The organism is Meiothermus granaticius NBRC 107808, from assembly GCF_003574355.1.
Taxonomy (GTDB): domain Bacteria; phylum Deinococcota; class Deinococci; order Deinococcales; family Thermaceae; genus Meiothermus; species Meiothermus granaticius.
On the sequence record NZ_QWLB01000050.1, the window covers coordinates 1 to 20,571 of the forward strand.

Consider the following 20,571-nt stretch of genomic DNA (forward strand, 5'->3'; position numbering starts at 1 on the left):
GCCCCCGTCCGGCTTCCTGCCGCTCAGCCAGCAGCAGGGCCCCCTCCCCTGCCCCCTCCTCTGCCCAGGTTCGCATCGCATCTTGGGTGCTGCCCAAAGCCCCCTCATAGCGGTAGAGTTGCCCAAAGGTCCCTCGCAACAGGGGCTTTAGGGCCCTGGGGGTGGGGGTTCCGGGCGCCAAGCGGTACCCCTCAGGGCCCAGCTCCAGCGGGTATCCCTCCTCCTTGAGCCGGTGGGCCCAGGCGGCTACCTCTGCCGGAGGGCGCTCGAGCGATTCCGCCAACCCCCCAAGGCTTTGCCAGGTCTCGTTCAAGCGGGTCAACAGGGCGATGAACGGTTGCACGCCCCTAAATTACCAGCGGGATCGGGCCAGGCCTCAGGCTTCCACCCAGGCTTTCCCGTAGGCGCGCACCTCGGCCTGCGGGAAAAGCCCAGCCAACAGCCCCCGCAGATGCTCCCCGGCCCAGGGCAGCAGCCCCGAGCAGTCCCTGGCGACATACACGAAAACATGCCGAGGTGCCCGAGGGGCCTGGAAGGCTCTCAGGCAGCCTTCGTACTCGGGGAAGGCCTGGTAGAAGGCGCGCATCAGCCCCTCGAGCCCTTCCCCCGCTTCCGGCAGGGTCTCCCCTGGGGGCGGGCACACCCAGGCGGTCATCAGCTTGAGCCCGCTCACGAAGCAGGCCTCCCCGCAGCATACCCCCAGGCGGAGGGCGGCTGGCCCAGCAGCCCGGCCAGCCGCTGGACCCCCTCAGCCAACCGTGGCCCTGGGCGACCCAGGTAGGCCTCGGGAAGGGCAAAAACCTGACCATTGCGCAAGGCCGGAACCTCCAGGCCCCGCTTGAGCACAAGCTCTGGGCGCAGTTTTTTGGCCCCGCACCACGACACCAGGATCAGGTCGGGTTGGGCGGCCTCGATCTCCTCTGGCAACAAGGGTTTGGAGCGCAGGTCCAGCCCGGCAAACGCATTCACCGCTCCAAGGGCCTCGAGCATCCCGGTCACCCAGCTCTTCCGCCCAGCCACAATCACCGGCCTGGGCCACCACTCCACCATCACCCGAGGTGGACGCACCCAATTCGGCAGCCTTCCCCTGGCCTGCGCGATCCTCTGCCGCATCGCCGCGACGACCTGCCGACCCCGCGGAGCCACCTCGAGCCGCTCGGCAACCCGCTCAATATCGGCATACACGTCGGATAGGCTCTGCGGATCCAACACCAGGTGAGGCAGCCGACGCTGCACCAACCCCTCCACCACCCGCTCCATCCCCGGTACGGACAAGCTGGCCAGAACCAGATCCGGCCTCAGCCCCTCGACCCGCTCCAGGTTGATCTGTAAATCCGGGCCAACCCTGGGGATCTGGGCGACTTCAGCCGGGAAATCCGAGTGATCATCCACCCCCACCAGGCTGGGGAGCTGGCCCAGCGCCCAAAGGATCTCGGTGTTGGAGGCGGTAAGGCTGACCAATCGCATCGGCACCTCGAGGGTTATCTGCGGCCCTTGACCAGCCACCCTTCCTCGCTATAGCCCTCGCGCTTGTTCACCACTCGAGCCAGGGTAAACAGCAGATCGGAGAGCCGGTTGAGGTAGCGCACCACCTCCGGATTGATCGCCTCCTGGTGGGCCAGAGCCACCGTGCGCCGCTCGGCCCGGCGCGCGATGGTACGTGCCAGGTGCAGGGCTGCTGCCGCAGGATGCCCGCCCGGATGGATAAACCCCGTAAAGGCCGGGGCCTCCTCCTGATACCGGTCAATCAGGGCCTCGAGCCGCTCCACATCGGCCGCGTCCAGGCGGACCAGGTTCCGCTCATAGCGACTGCCCAGACGGGTGGCCAGGTCGGCCCCAAGGTCAAAGAGGGCGTTCTGAAGGTACTCGAGGTCGGCCTGAATATCGGGGTGCGCTGCCGCCAAAGCAGACCTCACCACCCCGATCGCGCTGTTGGCCTCATCCACCGTACCGTAAGCCTCGACCCGGGGATGATCCTTGGCCACCCGGTCTGCACCGTAAAGCCCGGTCTCGCCCGCGTCGCCGGTCTTGGTATAGATCTTCATGGCTTTAGTTATACCCGCCCCCGGCTCCAAGAACACCCTGCCCGGTCACCGTTGGCCCGGTGGATTCGGATCACGCTCAGCCCCAGGGGCAGCCGGTACACTGCGGTTGTGACCAAGGCCAAAATCTGCGGCATTACCCGGATCGAGGACGCCCGGCTAGCCGAGGGGCTGGGGGCCTGGGCCCTGGGGTTCATTCTGGCCCCCGGGACCAAGCGCTACCTCGAGCCCTCCAGTATCCGGAGCATCGTGGCTGAGCTGGGGCCCTTCATCAGCAGCGTAGGGGTGTTTGTAGATACCCCCCCGGAGCAAGTCCTGCAAACCATGCAGCGTGCTCGCCTGAGCGTGGTGCAGCTCCACGGCAGTGAGCCCCCCGAGTGGGCTGAGGCCATCCGCAGGCATTACCCGGTCATCAAGGTTTTCAAGCTGACCGCCCCGGCCAACCCCGCCTGGCTAGGCTATCCCTGCGACGGGCTGATGGTAGACGGGGCCGTTCCGGGAAGCGGACAAGCCTACCCGCTCGAGTGGCTCTCCCCGCTGCTGCGGCATCCCCGGCTCATCGTCGCTGGAGGGCTGACCCCCGAGAACCTCCAGGCCGTCCTCCGGCTCAACCCCTACGCCGTGGACGTCTCGAGCGGTGTGGAGGCCGCACCCCGCCTCAAAGACCCAGCCAAGCTCAGGCAATTTCTGGGCCAGCTCGGCCCCTTGTCCCTACCGGAGCCAGGGTAAACCGGTAGACATAGCGCCCCTCCGCCACTTCCCAAACATACTCCACCGCCTCCACCCGATAGGGGCCGAGATCCACCCAGCCATTCCGCCGCTCTCGGCGAAACACCCGCATCGGACACCCTTCGGCCAGGGCCCCCAGCAGGATCCGGTTGCCCCCTACCGGCTGCTGATTTCCCGCCAAGCCCTCTCCCGGATACACGATCCGCCCGTCGGGCAGGTAGTGGTTGCGGTACCCCGACTCCCCGAAGTCCGCCAAAAGGCTGTCTCGAGCGATGCCGCGTAAGCTCCGGTGCTGCTGCAGCACCTGGCGCCAGGAAAGAATCGGAGGCTGTACGGGTTCGCAGGGCATGCGCTTGACACCCCTCGGGCCAGCCGCTATTATCCTATGTGCCCGTCTGAAGGAGGTCTTCGGCGGCTCAAAACAGGCCAATGCTCCGGTGGTGTAGTTGGTTAACATACCCGCCTGTCACGTGGGAGATCGCGGGTTCAAGTCCCGTCCGGAGCGCCAACTGGGCGCGCCTTTGGGGCGCGCCGTGGGCCAAGGTAGCTCAGTCGGTAGAGCATGCGACTGAAAATCGCAGTGTCGGCGGTTCGATTCCGCCCCTTGGCACCAGCAGAATAAAAATGCCCGCGCTGGCCACCCCCCTCAGCATGAGGCGGGGTATATTTTTAGGCGCTGAAGCGATTGTGTTTTAGCCATCCAGCTCCTCCAGCCGCAGCGCCCGGGTGTGCGGGGTCTTGGCCCAGTTGCCCTGGTCGTGCGCCTGGAAGGGTGCGGTGAAAACCGGCCAGGCCCAGGTGAGGACATAAAAGGTATAGGGCAGAAGCATCAGCAGATAGCGGGGATCCCAGCGCCCAAAACGCAGCAGCGGTGCCAGGCCGGTCAGGAGGAGCGCCTGCAGGACAGCAAGGGTGGTCCCGACTGCGGACAGCCAACCCACCCCCTCCGGAGCCGGGCTCGGTAGGGCCAGCAGGGCCACCGCCCAACCACCCAGGGTCGCTAGGTAACCGGCTGCGTAGAGCAGCGGGGTGGCCAGCAACACCAGCAGATCCAGGTGCTGCCAACGGCCAGTGCGCAGAAATCCCGATACCGCCGCCGGAGCATAGCGCCAGAGCACCCAGTACTGCCCACGCACCCAGCGGGTGCGCTGCCGCAGCGAAGCCGCCAGGGTCAGCGGCTTTTCATCGTAGACCCAGGCGGCATCGTTCCAGTGGATCCGCCCACCCTGCAGAACGATGCGAATGGTTAGCTCCAGGTCCTCGGTGAGGCTGTGCAGCTCCCAGCCGGAGCGGCTCAGCGCGGGGGTACGGATCACGAAACCAGTCCCCCCCAGGGCAACCGAAAGGCCCCAGTGAGCGCGGGCCAGGCTCCAGAAGCGGTTGAGGTACCAGTAGGAGAGCGCATAAGAGCGGGTGATCCAGGTATCGCTGGGGTTTTTGGTCTCGAGGTAGCCCTGCACCGCCTCGGCCTCGGGATGGGCCTCCAGGTAGTCGTTCATGCAGGCTATGAAGTCAGGATGGACCAGATTATCGGCATCGAACATCGCCAGCTTGCGCACCCGGGGCTAAACGCACCCACGGGCCGCTCGAGGGACGGGACCGGCTGAAGCACAGCCGCGGCTCCGCCGTTAGGCCCCGTTTGGAGCCTGCAGGTTATCCTTGGGAACCTGGGGGTTCACCCCTGGCCGGGGGGGCTGCTCCAGGCGGGTGTGCCGCACGGCGCAGCCGATCCATAATGGCCCACCCCAAACCCTCCTCAGGCACCGGCTCCGCGTAGATTTGCTCGAGGCCGAGGCGGTCGAGCTGGTGCAGGGCCTCAAACAGATGAGCCGCCGCCTCCAGCAAATCCCCTGTGGGGGAGAGCACCTTGACCACCTTGAAGCCCTTGGGCACATCCTTAAAAGCCAGAAACCCGGCCTTTTTCCGCCGCTCGGGGGGCACTTCCTGCGGGTAGGCCAGCACGATGGGGGTACGGGGGGCATAGTGCTGGGGGAGCTGACCCGGCACCAGCGGCTTCTGGCGCTCCTCTACCCCCCGCTGAAGGGGCCCCAGCTGCACCTCGAGGGCCTCGGGGGGGATCGCCCCATGCCGCAAGAGCACCGGCGGCTCCCCCAACAACACGATGGTGCTCTCCACGCCAAACTCGGTGGCTCCACCCTCCAGGATCAAGTCCACGGTATCCCCCAACATGCGCGCGACATGCTCGGCTCGAGTGGGGCTCAAATACCCGAACGGATTGGCGCTGGGAGCAGCCAGCGGAACCCCTGCGCGGCGGATGAGCTCCAAGGCCACCGGATGCCGGGGCATCCGCACGGCCACCGTAGGCAACCCCGAGGTGACGATCCCAGGCACCTCGGCGGACTTGGGCAGCACCAAGGTCAGGGGTCCCGGCCAAAACCGCTCCATCAGGGCCTCGGCCACAGGCGGAACCTCAGAGACCACCCGGGACAGCATCCCTCGGTCAGCCACATGCACAATCAAGGGGTCAAAGGCCGGACGCCGCTTGGCCTCAAAGATTTTGGCCGCAGCCATGGCATTCAAGGCGTTGGCGCCCAAGCCGTAGACGGTCTCGGTCGGAAAGGCCACCAGCCCACCGCTCCGAATGATTTGCGCGGCGCGCTCGAGGTTTTCCGGGGTCGGCAGTTCCACCATACAACCTGGCCATCATAGCAAATGCCTCCGTTCGCCCGCGCCCTCCCACCAGCGGCAGCCCAGAAGAGGGCGGTCAACCGGTAAACTGGAGGGGTATGAGTTGGTTGCAGCGCCTTCGTGAAGGGCTTTCTAAAACCCGCGAGAACATCGCCAAATCCGTGCCCTGGAACGCTAAAAGCCCAGAGGAGGTTCTGGAGGAGCTCGAGTACGCCCTCATCTCGGCAGATGTGGGCGTAGACGCGACTCAGGAGGTCATCGAGGAGGTGCGGGCCTCTGGGAAACGCGATGTGCGCGAGGCCCTGAAGCAGGCCCTGGTGGTGCAGCTCGAGCCGGATGCCTTCCGGGCCAAAATTCGCAAGGCCGGATTCAGCCCCAACGCCAAGAAATCCACCGTGGAGCCGGCTGGAAAGGTGGTGTTGATGGTTGGGGTCAACGGGGTGGGCAAAACCACAACCATCGCCAAGCTGGGGCAGTACTACCGCATCCAGGGCAGAAGCGTGATGTTTTGCGCCGGGGACACCTTCCGGGCCGCCGGGGGGGCCCAGCTGGGGTTGTGGGGTGAACGGCTGGGCATCCCGGTGATTCAAGGGCCGGAGGGCTCAGATCCGGCAGCCCTGGCCTTTGACGCGGCCAGCTCGAGGAAAGCCCGTGGCCTGGACTTGCTGTTGGTGGATACCGCCGGACGGCTGCACACCAAGCACAACCTGATGGAAGAGCTGGCCAAAGTCAAGCGCAGCATCGCCAAGGCCGACCCTGGGGAGCCCAGAGAAGTCTGGCTGGTGCTCGATGCGGTGACCGGACAAAACGGCCTGGAGCAAGCCAAGCGGTTTCACGAAACCGCCGGGCTGACCGGGGTCATCGTGACCAAACTCGACGGCACCGCCAAGGGTGGGATTCTTGTCCCCATCGTGCGGGAGCTGGGGGTTCCGATCAAGTTCATCGGGGTGGGCGAGCGGGCCGACGATCTCCAACCCTTTGACTCGGGGGAGTTTGTCGAGGCCCTGTTGGGCTAGGGCACGGCCCTGCTAGTTCCTGAACACCACATCCTCTCGCTGAAAGCTCCGCACAGCCAAGCCCAGGGCCAGCCCGGCATAGGCCAGGGTGCTCCCCCAGGTCAGGAGGAGTTGCCAGGGCTCGGCTGAACCCTTCACCAGCCCGTCCAGCAGCAGCATGACGTTGAATGCGGGGATCAGGTAAAACCACGGTTGCTGGATCAGGAAATCTGAAAACTGCAGCAACAGCAGCGGTACGATGAACACCAGCAGCAAGGGGGCCATATAGCTCTGGGCCTCCTTGAAGCTTCGGGCATAGATCCCCAACGAAAGCTGGATCGAAACCATTAAGGCCGCAAACAACACGCTGGTCGCCAGCAACGCCGCGTAGGCCCAGGGCTCGAGGCTCAACCCCCCGCCCAGGTCAGGGTTGGTTCCCTGCAAAAGCCCAGAAAACAGCCCACGCACCAGGGTTCCCCCCAACACGATCCCCCCGACCCCCGCCAGGGCCGCCGCCAGGGCCACGGTGAGGGTGGCCAGGGCCTTGCCCAGCACAACCTGCATCAGGGGTACCGGGGCGGCCAGCAGGGCCTCGAGGGTGCCTTTTTCCTTCTCGCCGGCGGTGGCGTCTATGGCCACGGCCTGGCCCCCGTTCAGGATGAAGATCACCAGGAAGTAGGGGATGAGAAACGCGAAGATCCCCGCCGCTCGCTCCTGCACCCGCGAGGCATCCTGGGTCACGATCCGCACCGGCTCGAGCACCTCTGGGGAAAGCCCCCGGGCCTGTAGGGCCTGGGCAACCAGGCTGTCCTTGTAATCGCGCAGCGCGGTCTCGATCTTGCCCACCACCAGACTGCTCTGAGTCGCTCCGGAAAGCCGCCCGTAGATGGTGAAGGTACCCCCCCGAAAGCGCACCGCGGCCTGAAACCGCTGCTCGCGCACATCGGCCTCAGGGGTAGCAGTAGGCACCGGCTCGAGCCGGGCGGTCCGCAGGGCCTCGAGGGCCACCGGCGGCAGATCCTGCACCCCTACCTTCTGCACCTGGGCCTGGGTCTGCCGGGCCGCGTTGCCGAAAAACAGCAGCGGGCCGTACATCAAGATGGGCATCAGCAGGATCGGCAGCAGCAAGGTAGTGAAGAGCACCCGGCGCTCCCGCAACACCGAGAGCATCTCCTTGATGTAAATGCGCACCACCGCGCTCATGCCCCCCCCTCGAGGCGGCGGATAAAAGCCCGCTCCAAGCTCCCCTGGCCCAAGGCCAGGGCTTCCGCCTTGGACCCCTCATAGACCAGCTTCCCCCCGTGCATAAACCCCACCCGGTCGCACACCTCCTCGGCCTCGCTCATCACATGGGTCGAGTAGATCAGCGCATGGCCCAACCCCCTATACTGCAGGACAAAATCCAGCAGGGCCCGCCGAGCAAACACATCCAGCCCCGCGGTCGCCTCGTCCAGCAAGAGTACCGGCGGCTGGTGCAGAATGGCCCGGGCAATCACGATCTTTTGGCGCATCCCGGTGCTCATCTCCCGCACCAGCTTGTCCAGCACCCGATCCATCCCCAGCAGCGCGCTCACCCACTCGAGCCGCTCCCGGAAGCGCCGGCCCTCAATCCCGTAAAAACCCGCGAAAAACTGCAGCACCTCGCGCCCGGTGAGCCGCTCATAGACCTGCATCCCGCCGTTGACGATCCCCAGGTTACGGCGCACCTCGAGGGGCTGCTGGCGGATGTCGTACCCGGCCACTGCGGCCGTGCCCGCACTGGGCCGCAGCAGCGTCGCCAGCATCCGCAGGGTGGTGGTTTTTCCAGCCCCATTGGGCCCCAGCAGGCCGTAGACCTCCCCCTTCCCGACCGTAAAGCTCAGGTGGTCTACGGCCCAGGTGTGCGTATAGGTTTTGCTCAGCCCTTCGGCCTTAACCATATCCCCAACTTACCCCAACTCGGCCTGCGAGAAAAAAGCCCCCTGACCGGGGGGCTAAGGGCTGGGGGTCAGCTTAGGGGCAGTTGGCCCGCAGGGTGAGGTTGTAGTTGTTGTAGTTCTCGCCCTGATAGGGGTTGCTGGAGCTAAGGGCCTGGCTGCTGTCGTAGCCATTCCAACCCTTTTTTAGGTCAAAGCGGGTACTGCCAAACGCAAAGCTGCTGTCTGCGGTAGCCCAGATCAGCAGCTTGCTGCCACTGTCCGCGATGTCTTCCCCAGGGTCAAAGGACCCACTGCCGTTGGCATCGCAGTACGCATAAACCCGGTAGGCCCCGGCGGGCGGGGCGCTGGGCAGCTCCAAGGCGTAGGCCCTGAACACATTGACGTCTTTTACCTCGGCCTGTCCGTTGTAGCTGGTGATGCCGGAAGAAGTTACCCCAATCAGGGCCAGCCGCACCTTGCCCGCGTTGACGTTGGCCCACTTGTATGTGCCATCGGGGCTATCGCTGAAGCTGCCATTGACCTGCGGCCCCCCGATTCCAGGCAGCAGCCCACAACCGGCCAGCAGCCCACCCACGACCAGCAACCAGAGTCTGTTCTTCATCGCTTTAGACCTCCGTTCTGAGGGTACGAATAAAGGCTGAAGCAAAGCCGAGCCCCGGCTGACTCGAGGCTGTTGAGAGGGTTAATCAGGGGTTGATCTCCTTCACATCCAGGCCACCTCAGGCGAGCTGCTGTTGGGTCCAGCCCACCAGCCTGGCCACCCGGGCGCACACCGACGGCTCCACCTTGCCTCCCGCCCGCCACGCCTGCGATTGCCGGACCAGCCCAGACCAGGGTTGGGGCCAGGCCTCGAGCGCCCATTCTACCGCCTTGGGCTTGCTGATCAGCCGGCCCGACTGGCCGGTATACAGCGCACGGCACATGGTCTCCACCACAAAGCGCATCTCCCCGGCCTGGGTCTGCCACCCAGGTTCCCGCCAGGTGGCCACCCACTCGAGCCAGTCCTGGGCCAACACCCTCCGTACCGCCGCCCTAACCTCGGCCGGAGAGATGGGGGGAATCAGGGCCTTGGGGTCGGGACCATAGAGTACCCCGCCCCGCTCGCGCACCGTCCAAAACTCCAAGACCCAGTTGGCCCCCAGGGGCTTCCACTTGAGCCGCTCTCCCCGCTCGAGGGCGGGATAGGCCTTCCCCGGTTGAAACCGCTGTACGTCCCCCACCGGAACGTAGGCCAGCTCGACCTCCTTAGCATAGCGCTGGGGCAGGCTGTGGATGCGCGCATGCCTCCGGGCCAGCCGGGCAAACTCCTCCGCCGCCAGGGGCTCCTTCACCAGGGCCAGCAGGTCTATATCGCTGGTCTCGGGGTTGAAATCCCCCAGAGCCAACGAACCCTTGAGGTAAAGCCCCTCGAGGTTCCACCCCAGTTCCCCCACGATCTCCCTTTGCAGCAGGGTGACCATCGTCCGGACTTCAGGGTTTGGGAACACGGTTCTCCTTGAGCCTGGCTATCCCGTCCGCTTGAGCTTTCCGGTGCGCTTGGCCCAGCGCTCGGCCTGATGAAACACCCATAGCCCCGCCGGGATCAGAATTACCCCCATCAGCAGCAAAATCCCCAGCTCGGGCAGTACCGCCGAGAGCGGCGCTCCGATCAGGTGGCCGGGGGCCGAGTCGGGGTTGTTGATCCCCATCAGCTTGCGGCTGGCCTCGAGGGCATAGGTGGCCGGGGAGAGATAGGCCAAGGGCTGCACCCAGCTCGGCAGCACCTCCACCGGATAGTAGATCCCCGAGACCAGGAGCAGTACCCCCTGAAAGATGTTGGTGGCCTGGGCCCCGTTTTCGGGGGACATCACCGGGAGGATGGCCGCCATCAACCCCAGGCCCATGAAAGCCAGGCTGGCCACCAACAGCACCACCAGCACGCCGAAGAGATTGGCCCCGCTGACCGAGACCTGAATGAAGAGCACCAATCCAATCAGGATCACCACCGTGCGCAGAACGCTATAGATCACCGCGAAGAGCGAGACCCCGCTCAGGTGAATCAGGCGCGAGACCGGGGCCATGAAGGTGTACTCGAGGGTTCCCTCCCAGCGCTCATAGGAGATCGAGTTGGCGATCTCGTTGTACATCGCGGATAAAAACGACCACAACAACACCCCCAGCAACAGCGTCAGGGTCAGGCGAAAATCCCCCTGGGCTTTGCCGATCAGGGCGATGGTCGCCGAGTTGACGATGGCATAAAACACAAACACCACCACCCAGCTAAAGTAGCGCCGGGTGAGGTGCCAGTCGCGGAACACAAAAGCCCACATGGGGCGCACAAATCGTTCGATCATACCGTTTCCTCTTCGTCTTTGGCCATGTCCTCGCCGGTGAGGGCGATGAATGCTCCCTCGAGGTCCTCGGTACCGGCTTGGGCCTTGAGGGCTTCGGCGGTTCCCTCCGCCACCAGCAACCCACCCGCCAGGAAACCGATGCGGTCGGAAAGCCGTTCGGCTTCGGCCATATCGTGGGTGGTGAGGAGGATGGTGGTGCCTTCCCGGGCCCGCAGGTCCTCGAGAAAGCCTTGCACATCGCGCCGGCTCTTGGGGTCTAGGCCGGTCGTCGGTTCATCCAGCAGCAGCAGGGGTGGGTTGATCAGGAGTGCGCGGGTAATGGCAATCTTCTGCTGCATCCCCCGGCTCATCTCCTCCAGGGGGTCGCCAAAACGGCGGGACTCGATCCCCAGGCGCTCGAGAATCTCCATGGCCTTGGTTTCAGTGGCGCGGGGCTCGAGGCCGTAAAGCTGAGCCGCATACAGCAGGTTCTCCCGGGCCGAGAGCTTTTTGTAAAACGCTGCATCCACGCTCACTCGGCCCAGCAGGCGGCGCAGCTTGGTCTCGTCTTGGGGTAACCGCAGGCCCAGCATCCGCACCTCACCGCCATCGGGAAGCAGCAGGGTGGAGAGGATACGGATCAGGGTGCTCTTGCCCGATCCGTTCGGACCTAACAGGGCATAGGTCTCCCCCTCCCGAACATCGAACGACACCCCCTTCAAGGCCCATTCTTCCCTAATTTTTCCCCGCAGTCCCTCGCGCTTGCGAAACACCTTCCTGAGGTCGTGGACTTCCATCGCCAAGTGGGTTCCCACGGGCTGTTCAATGGTGCGCATAGCTCTCCTATCAGCTAAAGAAGGCTTCCCTCCAAAGCACTCGGCGGCCCGAAGGCCGCCGAGGATGTTGGGAAAGGGATATCCACAAAAATGCGGGGTTCGGGTAGCGCTCAAAACCTAAGCGCGAACAAGGAGGATCAGGTCAATGGACATTTAATCACCTTCCAAGAGGAGAGTATACGCCAAGGGGTCGCTCGAGCACAAGCCAAATCTCTACCCCGCCCCTAGCCGCCCCAACCAAACCCCGATCGCAAAGACCACCCCACCCCCAACGATCACCTGAACAATGGTCTGGCCCAGCGGACTCTTCATGAAATGGAAGCGGATGTAGGCAATGGTCAGTAGCTCTACCACCACCACCGCATACGCCAAGAGCAGCGCCGTATGCAGGTTGGGGATGAGAAACGGCAGGGTATGGAACATCCCCCCAAGGAAGGTGGCTCCCCCCGTTACCCCACCGCGTATCAACGGGCTGCCCCGCCCAGAAATTACCCCGTCATCGGAAAGGGCCTCGGCCAAGCCCATGCTAATCCCCGCCCCCAAAGAGGCCGCAAACCCCACAAAAAACGCATCGTGAGGCCTTCCGGTAAGGGTTGCGGTGGCAAAGATCGGGGCCAGGGTAGAGACCGAGCCGTCCATCAAGCCCAGCAACCCCGGCTGGACGATCTGCAATACGGTTTTATGTTCGTCGTTATGGGTCATATCTTGCTAATAGTAATCATTCGCAATAATCGAGTCAAGCCAACCCTTTGCCCTCCGGTTTGACTTCGCCGAGGCTGGCTATAATGGCTCCAAATCCCTATGGGTCGGGGATTGGTCGCCGCGATGAAGCCATCGGAAGAGCTGGGGATACAGTTCAAAGAATTTCTCTACACCCTGCGCCGCCTGGGCTACCGTAGTGAGGCCGTCGGCCCGGTGGAATACGAAGACGGCAGCCAGCACTACCTGGTGCGGGTTCGCAAGGGGGCGCAGGGAAAGCTCTGCTATTACGCCGAAGGCACTCTGGCGCAGGTGGTGCTGCGCCTGGAATACCTCCTGGCCTTTCCTCAGCAAGATCCGGGGGAAACCCCGCCCGATGCGCCAGCGTAGGGGCTCCAGAGCCTCATCCCAGCTTTATCCAGGTTCGATACACTGCCAGCAGGAGACTCCCCATGATCCGAGCCTTGCAGGTGTTTGGTCTGCTGCTGTGGGGTGTGGGGTTGGCCCAAAGTCTGGGCTCGCCCCCCCTGCAATCCCTTCCCCCCGATCCCAAGCTGGTCAGCGGCAAGCTGGCCAATGGCCTGACCTACTACATCTACCCCAACGCGGAACCACGAAACCGGGCTGAGATGCGCCTGGTGGTCAATGCGGGCTCCCTGATGGAAGACGAGGACCAAAAGGGGCTGGCCCATTTCCTCGAGCACATGCTCTTCAACGGGACCCGGCGCTTCCCCAAGCAGTCCATCGAGAACTTCCTGGAAAAGGTGGGGATGCAGTTTGGCGCGGATCTCAACGCCTATACCTCCTTTGACGAGACCGTATACCAGCTGCGGGTTCCCACCCAAGACCCCGCCGTTCTGGACACCGCCCTGAACATCCTCGAGGACTGGGCGGGCAGCGCCACCCTGGACCCCGAGGAGGTGAAGCGCGAGGCCCCCGTGATCGTCGAGGAGGAGCGGGCGCGGTACAAAACCGCTAGTGGACGGGCCCAGATCCAGACCCTGGGGCTCTACCTGGCGGGCTCGCGCTACGCCGCCCGGCTACCCATTGGGGATATGAAGATCGTGACCGGCCAACCGGTCGAAGCCCTGCGCCGCTTCTATCAGACCTGGTACCGCCCCGATCTGATGGCGGTGGTGGTGGTGGGTGATATCGACCCAGCCCAGATGGAGTCCGCTATCCGAGAAAAGTTCAGCGCCCTCCAAAACCCCACCCCCGAGACCCCCCGGCCCAGCTACACCATTCCCTCGGCCAACACCGACCGCTACCTGGTGTTTCAAGACCCGGAGTATCCCCAGACCCAGCTGCGCATCAACACCCTGCGCGGGGCTCGAGTGGTGAACACCCCAGGGGCTTTCCGCCAACTGGTGCTCGAGCAGCTTTACACCACCCTGCTGAACCAGCGGCTGGCGGAACGGGCCAAGAGTGCCGATCCCCCCTTTCTCTCCGCTTCCGTAGCCAGTGGCAACTACGTGCGCCCTCACGATATTGACCAGCTTTCGGCCAGTGTGAAAGAAAACGGCGAAGCCCTGGGCTTGGAGGCGCTGCTGACCGAGGTTAAGAGGGCACGCCTAGGCTTCACCGCCGGAGAGCTCGAGCGGGCCAAAAGCCAGCTCCAGCGCAGCTTTGAAACCACCTACAACGAGCGTGACAAGCAAGACAGCCGCACCCTCGCCGATGCCCTAGCGGACAGCTTCCTCAGCGGGGCGGTGCCCACCAGTGCCGAGACCGACCTAACCCTGGCCCAGCGTTTCCTCCCGGAGATCACCCTGGAGGAGCTGAGAGACTATGCCCAGGGCTTCTTGGGTGGGCCGCGCAACCTGGTGGTCTTGCGCCCGCAAAAGCCCGGCCAAACCCCGCTCACCCCCGCCGACCTCCAGAAGGTGGTGGCGGCGGCCGATGCCCGCCCCGTAGAGGCCTACCAAGAGGCTGTGCTGGCCTCTTCCCTCTTTGATCAGCCTCCAGCCCCGGCCATGGTCCTTCGGGAGAACCCGCAGAAGGAGTTCACCGAGCTGGTCCTGGCCAATGGGGTACGGGTCTTGTACAAACCAACCGAGTTCAAAAACGATGAGGTTCTCTTCCGGGCCTATAGCCCCGGCGGGGCCTCGCTGGTCTCGGATGCGGATTATCCCGCAGCCATGGTAATTGCTTCGGTGGTGGCTGGGAGCGGGCTAGGGCCTTTTGATGCCAACGGGCTGGCCCGTTTCCTGGCCGGAAAGCAGGTCAGCGTGAGTCCCTTGATCGGGGAGCGCGAAGAGGGTCTGCGCGGCCAAAGCAGCACCCGGGACCTGGAAACCCTATTCCAGCTAGCCCACCTTTACTTCACCGCGCCCCGGGCCGATCCGGAGATCTTCAATCGGGAGATCACCGCGCGGCTCGAGGCAGCCCAAAACCGCACGCTCAACCCGGTGACCCCGCTACAGGATGCCCTCAACCAGTACATCGGCCCCGGCAGCCTTCGCGGCAAGCCCCTGAGCCTCGAGGCCCTGCGCACGGTTGAGCGCGAGAAAGCCCTGGCCCTCTATCAATCCCGCTTCGCCAATGCAGCCGATTTCACCTTTATCTTCGTGGGCAGTTTTGATGAGGCCAAGCTGCGGGAGCTCGCCCAGCGCTATCTGGGCACCCTTCCCGCCAAGCCGGAGCGGGAGGCATGGAAGGAGGTCTTCCCCAAACCCCGCTACAACGCACAGGTCGAAAGCACCTTCTATAAAGGCCAGGATGAGCGAGGGGTGGTGGCCTTGTACTTTACCCAGCCCTACCCCTATAGCCTCAAAAACACCGTCCTGGCCGCAGCCCTGAACAATCTCTTAGATCTGCGGCTGACCGAGGACATCCGCGAAAAGCTCGGAGGGGCTTACAGTCCGGGGGTAAGCGGTGGGCTCAGCCGCGAGCCCTACACCGAGGTCAGCTACCTGATCTCCTTCCCCTGCGACCCCAAGCGGGCCGCGGATCTGGTCAAGGCCACCCTACAAACCCTCGAGTCCATCCAGAACGAGGTCTCCGCGGATGACCTGACCAAGGTGCGGGAGCAGCTCAAGCGCAGCCGCGAGGAAGCCCTGCGCACCAACACCTTCTGGCTCTCGAGGCTGGTCAGCTACGCCCAATACGGGGATCTCGACCCCAACGATACCACCACCTTTACCCAGATCGTGGACGGCCTCCAGGCCGCGGATTTGCAAGGGTTGGCCCGGCAGGTGCTGGGCAACCACCTGCAGATGGTGCTGTACCCCGAGAGCATGAAGCCCTGAGGGCGTAGAGCACTCTCATTCAAGAAAGCTATGTCCTGTATAGAACCGTGGCCGCCGGTGAAGGGTGCGATAGGGTAGATTGGGGGGCGATGTTTAGCGACACCGATCTATACGCCGAAAAACTGGCCCAAGCCCAGCAGGAGCTCAAGGAGGGGGAGCTCTGGTTGATCGCTACGCGGGAGAACCTCGAGCACCCCGAACCGGCCCTATCCCTCCTCAGTGGGGCCCACCTCACCTGGGACACCTTTTTCCTCCTGAGCCGCCACAAGGCCACCGCCATCGCGGGGCGTTTCGATGCCCCCAGCATCGAGGCCCCCTGGCAGGTTCAGATCTACGATGAAGACTACACCGCCCTGCTGCGGTCTGAAGTGGCCGCACACTCCCCCCAGCGTATCCTGCTCGACTACTCCCCCAACAACCCGATGATGGACGGGCTTTCCCATGGGATGTACCTGAAGCTAAAGGCCGCCCTTCCCGAGGCCGAGTTCGGTTCGGCTGCGGAGTTCTTGGGGGGGCTGCGCTCGGCTAAAACCCCGGCAGAGCAGGCCCGGATCAAGGCCGCAGTAGAGATGGCTGAGGCTCACCTGGAGGAGCTCAGCGCCCATCTGCACCTGGGGTGGAGTGAGCTTCAGGCCATGGAGTACCTGCACGAGCGGTTGCGGGAAGAGGGTTTAGAGCCCGCTTGGGGCTGGAACGGCTGTCCTAACATCAGTTTTGGCCGCATGCCCTCCCATGCCGGGGCCACTGAGAAGCGGCTCGAGCCCGGAATGCTGATCCACACCGACTACGGCGTACGAATGCGGGGCTATTGTTCGGACCTCCAGCGGGTGTACTACTGGCCCAGACCTGGGGAGGGGGTTCCAGAGGAGGTGACCCGCGCCTTCCCAGTGGTCCGAAGGGCGATAGATCGCGCAGCGGAGCAGCTTCGGCCTGGGGTCAAAGGGTACGAGGTGGACGCGGTGGCCCGCGCCACCATCACGGATGCCGGATATCCCGAGTACAAGTACGCTACCGGCCATAACCTAGGCCGGGCCACTCATGATGGGGGCACCCTGCTTGGCCCCCGCTGGCCCCGCTATGGCCAAAGCCCCGAAGGCAGGGTGCGCGAGGACGAGGTATACACCCTCGAGCTGGGGGTAATGCTCGAGGGGCTGGGGTATGTGGGGCTTGAAGAGGATGTGGTGGTGCGCCCAAATGGCGCGGAATGGCTGTCCCGCCGTCAAGAAGCGGTGTATTGCCTGGAGCCTTGATTTACAGCTTACAGCTCGAGCACCCCCGTTTCGGCCAGTACCGCTTTGCCTCCGATAAACACCCCCAGGATTGCCCCCGAAGGCCCATACTCCACCCGCACATCCACCGAACCGGTGGCCCCGAGCCGGTGGCCCTGCAGTACGGTCAGGTGGATGGCCCCCTCCCAGCGCGGCACCACCCGCGCCCGGGCCAGCAAGGCCCCCAGCGCGGCGTTGGCTGAACCGGTGACCGGATCCTCGGGGATGCCCAAAAGGGGGGCAAAGGTGCGGGCATAAAAGCTGCGCGGCCCCAGCGGGGTGTAGACATGAACGGTGGCCAGCTCGAGACCGGCGGTCAGCTCGCTGAGGCGGGTCATATCGGGCTCGAGGCCATCCACCAACCCCGGAGCCACCACCGGCAGAAACAACGACCACAAGCCGGTAAACGCAATGCCGTAGGGCAGGCCGCGGTGCATATAGCGCTCATCCGCACCCAAAGCCTCCATGAACTCCCGCAGGGTGCGAAAGCTGGGGGGGTCGCGAAAGCGCGGAGCCGGTCCACGAACCACCGCTTTGCTGGGTAGGTCATTTTCCTCGACCAGCTCTACCGAAAGGGCCTCGCCGATGGTCCGCAGGTAGAGCTTTTTAGTATGGGGCGGGACCCGACCTTCGCGGGCCAGGGTCAGGGCTAAGGCCACCGAGGCGTGTCCAGAAAATTCCACCTCACCTGAGCTGGTAAAGTAGCGCACCCCAAACCCACCGGAATCCCATTCGGTCACAAAAGCGGCCTGGGATTGGTGCAGCCGATCGGCCACCCGCTGCATCTCCTCGGGGCTCATCCCCCGGGCGTCGAGGATCAGGGCTACCCGGTTGCCGCCGCCGGGGGTCTCGGTAAAGGCATCAACCAGAAGATAGGGAATCTTAGCCACGGCATACCTCAGAGGGCCGGGCAGCAGCGAAACCGGCTCGAGGGGGGAGATACCCGCTGCTCATACCCTACTCCTTTAGGGCCAGGCCCAGCACCGCCAGTTGGGCAGGGTCTACCGGACTGGGAGCACCGGTGAGGGTCTCCTTGCCCTCCTTGTTCTTGGGGAAGGCGATCACCTCGCGGATGCTGTCCTCCTCAGTCATATTGGCCACCCAACGATCCAGGCCCCAGGCGATGCCCCCATGCGGTGGGGCCCCGTAGGAAAGGGCCTCCAAGAGGAAGCCGAACTTCTCTTGGGCTTCTTCAGCAGAAATTCCCAACAGGGCGAACATCCGCTCCTGTAGGTCGCGCCGGTGGATACGAATCGAGCCGCCCCCCGCCTCGCTGCCGTTGAACACCAGGTCATAGGCCAGCGCCCGCACTCGAGCAGGATCGGTCTCGAGGTGCTCGAGGTCATCGAGGTTAGGGCTGGTGAAGGGGTGGTGCATGTAGGTCCAGCGGGCATTCTCTTGATCCCACTCCAGCAGGGGAAAATCCACCACCCAGGCAAACGCGTATCCAGGCCCGATCAGGCCCAGCCGCCGGCCCAGCTCGAGCCGCACCGCCCCCAAACCCTCCACCGAGGGCCGCCATACCCCGGCCACGAACAGCACGGTCTCCCCCTCACCGACCTCAAGCCTCTGGCCCAGCGACTCCGGGATGAACCGGGCAATGCCCCCGCTCCACGCCCCGTGCTCACGCTTGGCCCAGGCCAGCCCAGCCGCCCCTTTGCTTTTGGCCAAGGCCTCCAGCCCCTCGATCTCCTTGCGCGAGAGACTGGCCGGCACCACCAAAGCCTTAACCGTCTCCACCTCGGCAAAAGCCCGGAACTCCCCTCCCCTAAAGGCCTCGGTCACGTCCACCAATTCAAGGTCGAAGCGGAGCTCCGGCTTGTCCGAGCCGTAGCGATTCATGGCCTCGGCGTAGGTCAGGCGCGGAAAGGGAAGCGGTACGTCTACCCCCAGGGTCTCCTTCATCACATACGCCGCCAGCCGTTCATTCAGGGCCAGCACGTCCTCCTGGGTGACAAAAGACATCTCGAGATCGAGCTGGGTGAAATCCGGCTGGCGGTCGGCCCGGAGGTCTTCATCGCGGAAACAGCGGGCAATTTGGAAGTAGCGGTCATAGCCCGCCACCATCAGCATCTGTTTGAACAGCTGGGGCGATTGCGGCAGGGCGTAAAAAGAACCGGGCTCGAGCCTGGACGGCACCAGGAAATCCCGGGCCCCTTCGGGGGTGCTGCGGGTTAGGAACGGGGTCTCCACGCTGACAAAGCCTTCGCCATCGAGGAAGCGGTAAATCGCCGTAATCAGCTTATGGCGCAGGCGCAGGTTTTCATGCAGCCGCTTGCGCCGCAGGTCTACCACCCGGTGGCGCAGCCGCACCTCCTCGGCCACCTTGGGGTCTTCCTCCCCACGCCAGCCCGCATCAATCTGGAAGGGCAGGGTTTTGGCCTCGGAAAGCACCTCGAGCTGCTGGGCCTCCACCTCTACCTGGCCGGTGGCAATCTTGGGATTCACCTGCTCGAGGGGCCGGGCCCGCACCAAGCCCTCGACCCGTATCACCCATTCCGAGCGGAGGCGATCGGCCTGGCGGTAGCAGGGGCTACCCGGATCCACCACCACCTGTACAATCCCCTCACGGTCGCGCAGGTCGAGAAAGATCAGCCCCCCCAGGTCTCGTCTGCGATTAACCCAGCCCTCCAGCACCACCTTTTGTTCAATATGCTCTTCGCGGACACTGCCGCAGTACATCGTACGGCGCATGGGCCATAGCATAAAGCGTCCGAACGCAAACGTCGAACGCTCCGTACCCGCTCAGCCCAGCCAACCCACAGGGTGCCGCAGACCCTCCGGGTTAATCACGCCGCCTTTTTAGTCTCGCTCCCATCCGGATTCAGTTGGATCACCTCAGGTAAACGCTTACCCGCGGCCACCGCTGCCGGCAGACCTTCTAGCCGCCTCAGCACCTCAAACGGAACGTACCGATGCTCCCCCAGGATGTATACCCTGGGGTAGCTGTATAGTTCGCGCCCTACGCCCCACTGGGTTGCCGCTCGCTTCATGGCGTTGCTGAGGCCCCCCTTGACCGGCTCGAGGTCACTGGATCCGGCTCCGTCCCACTTCCAGATCCACTCCCCGCCCTCGGCCCGGACCCCAATGCCACACAACCAAGCCAGGTTGAGGGCTTCACCGCTCGAAGGGGTACGTCCCCCCTTGCCCTCCCCGTCCTCCAGGGGAACCGCATGAAACGCGTTTTGCCAGCCCATCGGCCCAAAGGCTCGATCAAAACGGCTCATCACCGCGCGGTTATCAATATACGGAGCAATCAAGGTTTTGCCGTTTTTGCTGGCCTGGACCCGCCATTCAATCTCATCCGCGGTCAGGGGAGCAGTTAGGATCTCGATGGCGGTCTTCTTACCGGCTTTATCTGTTTCAGCCATAATCATAGGCTACTATTATAACATATAACATAATACAGGGTACTGACCTTCTTAGGGCTCTGCCCCGACTGCAAAGCGATAGGTGTCCCTAAAGCGGGTTGGTGGCTCGCTCCCCCAGCCAGCGGGCCACATCGTTCCACTCGAGCCGCACCTGATGCCCGCTGGAGAGGTGTTTGAGGCTCACTTCCTGCTGGGGCCGCTCCCCCTCGCCCAAAAAACCCACGTATTTAGCCCCCCGCTTGAGGGCCTCCTCGAGGGCTTTCCCAGGCTTTTTAAGGGCATAGCTCAGCTCGACCCGGAATTGCGGGCGCAGCCTTTGGGCCAGCTGCAAGGCCTCGGCCTTGGCGGCTTCGTCCAAGGGAACCAGATACAGATCGGGGGTGGGAGACTCGGGCACCCCTATCCCCTCCTCCTCCAGGGCAATCGCCACCCGCTCCACCCCGAGGCCAAAGCCCACCCCCGGAACCCGCGGCCCACCCAGCATCTCCGAAAGCCCATCGTAG

General features: G+C 64.1%; 22 protein-coding genes, 2 tRNA genes and 1 pseudogene. 7 read left to right on the forward strand and 18 right to left on the reverse strand.

Annotation, left to right across the window (positions count from 1 at the left end; all coding sequences use genetic code 11):
- The 4 genes and pseudogenes from Mgrana_RS14280 to Mgrana_RS14295 all read right to left on the reverse strand — a co-directional run.
- Positions 1-343, reverse strand: a pseudogene (locus Mgrana_RS14280) (bifunctional biotin--[acetyl-CoA-carboxylase] synthetase/biotin operon repressor); the annotation flags it as partial.
- A gap of 33 nt (positions 344-376) precedes the next feature.
- Positions 377-673 carry a hypothetical protein gene (locus tag Mgrana_RS14285; protein ID WP_371862050.1) on the reverse strand — a complete coding sequence of 99 codons (297 nt, stop codon included), beginning with the start codon at positions 671-673 and terminating at the stop codon, positions 377-379.
- Complete coding sequence (locus tag Mgrana_RS14290; RefSeq protein WP_119358274.1) at positions 670-1,467, reverse strand: cobalamin-binding protein; 798 nt, start codon at positions 1,465-1,467, stop codon at positions 670-672. The genes Mgrana_RS14285 and Mgrana_RS14290 overlap by 4 nt, the downstream gene beginning before the upstream one ends.
- A 14-nt stretch (positions 1,468-1,481) precedes the next feature.
- A complete protein-coding gene (locus tag Mgrana_RS14295; RefSeq protein WP_119358275.1) occupies positions 1,482-2,045 on the reverse strand; it encodes a cob(I)yrinic acid a,c-diamide adenosyltransferase in 564 nt (187 codons plus the stop codon).
- A gap of 108 nt (positions 2,046-2,153) precedes the next feature.
- Between Mgrana_RS14295 and Mgrana_RS14300 the strand changes: the two genes are divergently transcribed.
- Positions 2,154-2,771 carry a phosphoribosylanthranilate isomerase gene (locus tag Mgrana_RS14300; RefSeq protein WP_119358276.1) on the forward strand — a complete coding sequence of 206 codons (618 nt, stop codon included), beginning with the start codon at positions 2,154-2,156 and terminating at the stop codon, positions 2,769-2,771.
- Here the strand turns inward: Mgrana_RS14300 and Mgrana_RS14305 are convergent.
- On the reverse strand, positions 2,719-3,120 hold the full coding sequence (locus Mgrana_RS14305) for an SRA domain-containing endonuclease (RefSeq protein ID WP_119358277.1): 402 nt from the start codon (positions 3,118-3,120) through the stop codon (positions 2,719-2,721). The genes Mgrana_RS14300 and Mgrana_RS14305 overlap by 53 nt on opposite strands.
- A gap of 82 nt (positions 3,121-3,202) precedes the next feature.
- On the opposite strand from Mgrana_RS14305, the gene Mgrana_RS14310 reads away from it, so the two are divergent.
- A tRNA-Asp gene (locus Mgrana_RS14310) sits at positions 3,203-3,279 on the forward strand.
- Between the two features lie 29 nt (positions 3,280-3,308).
- Positions 3,309-3,384, forward strand: a tRNA-Phe gene (locus Mgrana_RS14315).
- A 79-nt stretch (positions 3,385-3,463) separates the two neighbouring features.
- Here Mgrana_RS14315 and Mgrana_RS14320 read toward each other — a convergent pair.
- Entirely contained in the window at positions 3,464-4,330 is an 867-nt protein-coding gene (locus Mgrana_RS14320; protein ID WP_119358278.1) for a glycosyltransferase family 2 protein, read from the reverse strand.
- A gap of 94 nt (positions 4,331-4,424) precedes the next feature.
- Positions 4,425-5,423 (reverse strand): L-threonylcarbamoyladenylate synthase, encoded by a 999-nt coding sequence (locus Mgrana_RS14325; RefSeq protein ID WP_119358279.1) that lies wholly within the window; start codon positions 5,421-5,423, stop codon positions 4,425-4,427.
- 95 nt (positions 5,424-5,518) lie between these two features.
- On the opposite strand from Mgrana_RS14325, the gene ftsY reads away from it, so the two are divergent.
- Complete coding sequence (gene ftsY / locus Mgrana_RS14330) at positions 5,519-6,436, forward strand: signal recognition particle-docking protein FtsY (protein WP_119358280.1); 918 nt, start codon at positions 5,519-5,521, stop codon at positions 6,434-6,436.
- Positions 6,437-6,448: 12 nt separating this feature from the next.
- Here the strand turns inward: ftsY and Mgrana_RS14335 are convergent, their stop codons facing one another.
- The 7 genes from Mgrana_RS14335 to Mgrana_RS14365 form a co-directional block, all read right to left on the reverse strand.
- Entirely contained in the window at positions 6,449-7,618 is a 1,170-nt protein-coding gene (locus tag Mgrana_RS14335) for an ABC transporter permease (protein WP_119358281.1), read from the reverse strand.
- Entirely contained in the window at positions 7,615-8,334 is a 720-nt protein-coding gene (locus tag Mgrana_RS14340; RefSeq protein ID WP_119358282.1) for an ATP-binding cassette domain-containing protein, read from the reverse strand. Before Mgrana_RS14340 ends, Mgrana_RS14335 begins: the two co-directional genes overlap by 4 nt.
- A 73-nt stretch (positions 8,335-8,407) precedes the next feature.
- Entirely contained in the window at positions 8,408-8,935 is a 528-nt protein-coding gene (locus Mgrana_RS14345; protein WP_119358283.1) for a hypothetical protein, read from the reverse strand.
- A gap of 118 nt (positions 8,936-9,053) precedes the next feature.
- Positions 9,054-9,794, reverse strand: coding sequence for an aminoglycoside adenylyltransferase domain-containing protein (locus tag Mgrana_RS14350; protein WP_119358284.1), 741 nt, complete (start codon positions 9,792-9,794; stop codon positions 9,054-9,056).
- Between the two features lie 45 nt (positions 9,795-9,839).
- Complete coding sequence (locus Mgrana_RS14355) at positions 9,840-10,667, reverse strand: ABC transporter permease (RefSeq protein ID WP_119358285.1); 828 nt, start codon at positions 10,665-10,667, stop codon at positions 9,840-9,842.
- The gene (locus Mgrana_RS14360) at positions 10,664-11,482 is read right to left on the reverse strand and encodes an ABC transporter ATP-binding protein (protein WP_119358286.1); all 819 of its coding nucleotides are present in this window, start codon (positions 11,480-11,482) and stop codon (positions 10,664-10,666) included. The genes Mgrana_RS14355 and Mgrana_RS14360 overlap by 4 nt, the downstream gene beginning before the upstream one ends.
- A 213-nt stretch (positions 11,483-11,695) precedes the next feature.
- Complete coding sequence (locus Mgrana_RS14365) at positions 11,696-12,184, reverse strand: VIT1/CCC1 transporter family protein (RefSeq protein ID WP_119358287.1); 489 nt, start codon at positions 12,182-12,184, stop codon at positions 11,696-11,698.
- Between the two features lie 123 nt (positions 12,185-12,307).
- Here Mgrana_RS14365 and Mgrana_RS14370 point away from each other — a divergent pair, with 123 nt between their 5' ends.
- From Mgrana_RS14370 to Mgrana_RS14380, 3 genes are all read left to right on the forward strand, one after another.
- Positions 12,308-12,571: a hypothetical protein gene (locus tag Mgrana_RS14370; protein WP_119358288.1), complete on the forward strand. Its 264-nt coding sequence runs from the start codon at positions 12,308-12,310 to the stop codon at positions 12,569-12,571.
- Positions 12,572-12,633: 62 nt separating this feature from the next.
- The gene (locus tag Mgrana_RS14375; protein WP_119358289.1) at positions 12,634-15,429 is read left to right on the forward strand and encodes a M16 family metallopeptidase; all 2,796 of its coding nucleotides are present in this window, start codon (positions 12,634-12,636) and stop codon (positions 15,427-15,429) included.
- Positions 15,430-15,518: 89 nt separating this feature from the next.
- The gene (locus Mgrana_RS14380; protein WP_119358290.1) at positions 15,519-16,679 is read left to right on the forward strand and encodes a M24 family metallopeptidase; all 1,161 of its coding nucleotides are present in this window, start codon (positions 15,519-15,521) and stop codon (positions 16,677-16,679) included.
- A gap of 8 nt (positions 16,680-16,687) precedes the next feature.
- On the opposite strand, the gene Mgrana_RS14385 is transcribed toward Mgrana_RS14380, so the two are convergent.
- The 4 genes from Mgrana_RS14385 to Mgrana_RS14400 all read right to left on the reverse strand — a co-directional run.
- Positions 16,688-17,587, reverse strand: coding sequence for a PhzF family phenazine biosynthesis protein (locus tag Mgrana_RS14385; RefSeq protein WP_119358291.1), 900 nt, complete (start codon positions 17,585-17,587; stop codon positions 16,688-16,690).
- A 67-nt stretch (positions 17,588-17,654) separates the two neighbouring features.
- The gene (aspS, locus tag Mgrana_RS14390) at positions 17,655-19,391 is read right to left on the reverse strand and encodes an aspartate--tRNA ligase (protein WP_119358294.1); all 1,737 of its coding nucleotides are present in this window, start codon (positions 19,389-19,391) and stop codon (positions 17,655-17,657) included.
- 95 nt (positions 19,392-19,486) lie between these two features.
- On the reverse strand, positions 19,487-20,074 hold the full coding sequence (locus tag Mgrana_RS14395; RefSeq protein WP_119358292.1) for a Rad52/Rad22 family DNA repair protein: 588 nt from the start codon (positions 20,072-20,074) through the stop codon (positions 19,487-19,489).
- A gap of 82 nt (positions 20,075-20,156) precedes the next feature.
- A partial coding sequence (locus tag Mgrana_RS14400) for a His/Gly/Thr/Pro-type tRNA ligase C-terminal domain-containing protein (protein ID WP_240631391.1) occupies positions 20,157-20,571 on the reverse strand: 415 nt, incomplete at its 5' end.

Coding starts and splice junctions, on each gene's coding strand:
- Mgrana_RS14360 (WP_119358286.1), bottom strand. CDS start 11,482: ATGCGCACCATTGAACAGCCCGTGGGAACCCACTTGGCGATGGAAGTC.
- Mgrana_RS14325 (WP_119358279.1), bottom strand. CDS start 5,423: ATGGTGGAACTGCCGACCCCGGAAAACCTCGAGCGCGCCGCGCAAATC.
- Mgrana_RS14355 (WP_119358285.1), bottom strand. CDS start 10,667: ATGATCGAACGATTTGTGCGCCCCATGTGGGCTTTTGTGTTCCGCGAC.
- Mgrana_RS14340 (WP_119358282.1), bottom strand. CDS start 8,334: ATGGTTAAGGCCGAAGGGCTGAGCAAAACCTATACGCACACCTGGGCC.
- Mgrana_RS14335 (WP_119358281.1), bottom strand. CDS start 7,618: ATGAGCGCGGTGGTGCGCATTTACATCAAGGAGATGCTCTCGGTGTTG.
- Mgrana_RS14295 (WP_119358275.1), bottom strand. CDS start 2,045: ATGAAGATCTATACCAAGACCGGCGACGCGGGCGAGACCGGGCTTTAC.
- Mgrana_RS14370 (WP_119358288.1), top strand. CDS start 12,308: ATGAAGCCATCGGAAGAGCTGGGGATACAGTTCAAAGAATTTCTCTAC.
- Mgrana_RS14375 (WP_119358289.1), top strand. CDS start 12,634: ATGATCCGAGCCTTGCAGGTGTTTGGTCTGCTGCTGTGGGGTGTGGGG.
- aspS (WP_119358294.1), bottom strand. CDS start 19,391: ATGCGCCGTACGATGTACTGCGGCAGTGTCCGCGAAGAGCATATTGAA.
- Mgrana_RS14380 (WP_119358290.1), top strand. CDS start 15,519: ATGTTTAGCGACACCGATCTATACGCCGAAAAACTGGCCCAAGCCCAG.
- Mgrana_RS14305 (WP_119358277.1), bottom strand. CDS start 3,120: ATGCCCTGCGAACCCGTACAGCCTCCGATTCTTTCCTGGCGCCAGGTG.
- Mgrana_RS14290 (WP_119358274.1), bottom strand. CDS start 1,467: ATGCGATTGGTCAGCCTTACCGCCTCCAACACCGAGATCCTTTGGGCG.
- Mgrana_RS14345 (WP_119358283.1), bottom strand. CDS start 8,935: ATGAAGAACAGACTCTGGTTGCTGGTCGTGGGTGGGCTGCTGGCCGGT.
- ftsY (WP_119358280.1), top strand. CDS start 5,519: ATGAGTTGGTTGCAGCGCCTTCGTGAAGGGCTTTCTAAAACCCGCGAG.
- Mgrana_RS14350 (WP_119358284.1), bottom strand. CDS start 9,794: ATGGTCACCCTGCTGCAAAGGGAGATCGTGGGGGAACTGGGGTGGAAC.
- Mgrana_RS14365 (WP_119358287.1), bottom strand. CDS start 12,184: ATGACCCATAACGACGAACATAAAACCGTATTGCAGATCGTCCAGCCG.
- Mgrana_RS14395 (WP_119358292.1), bottom strand. CDS start 20,074: ATGATTATGGCTGAAACAGATAAAGCCGGTAAGAAGACCGCCATCGAG.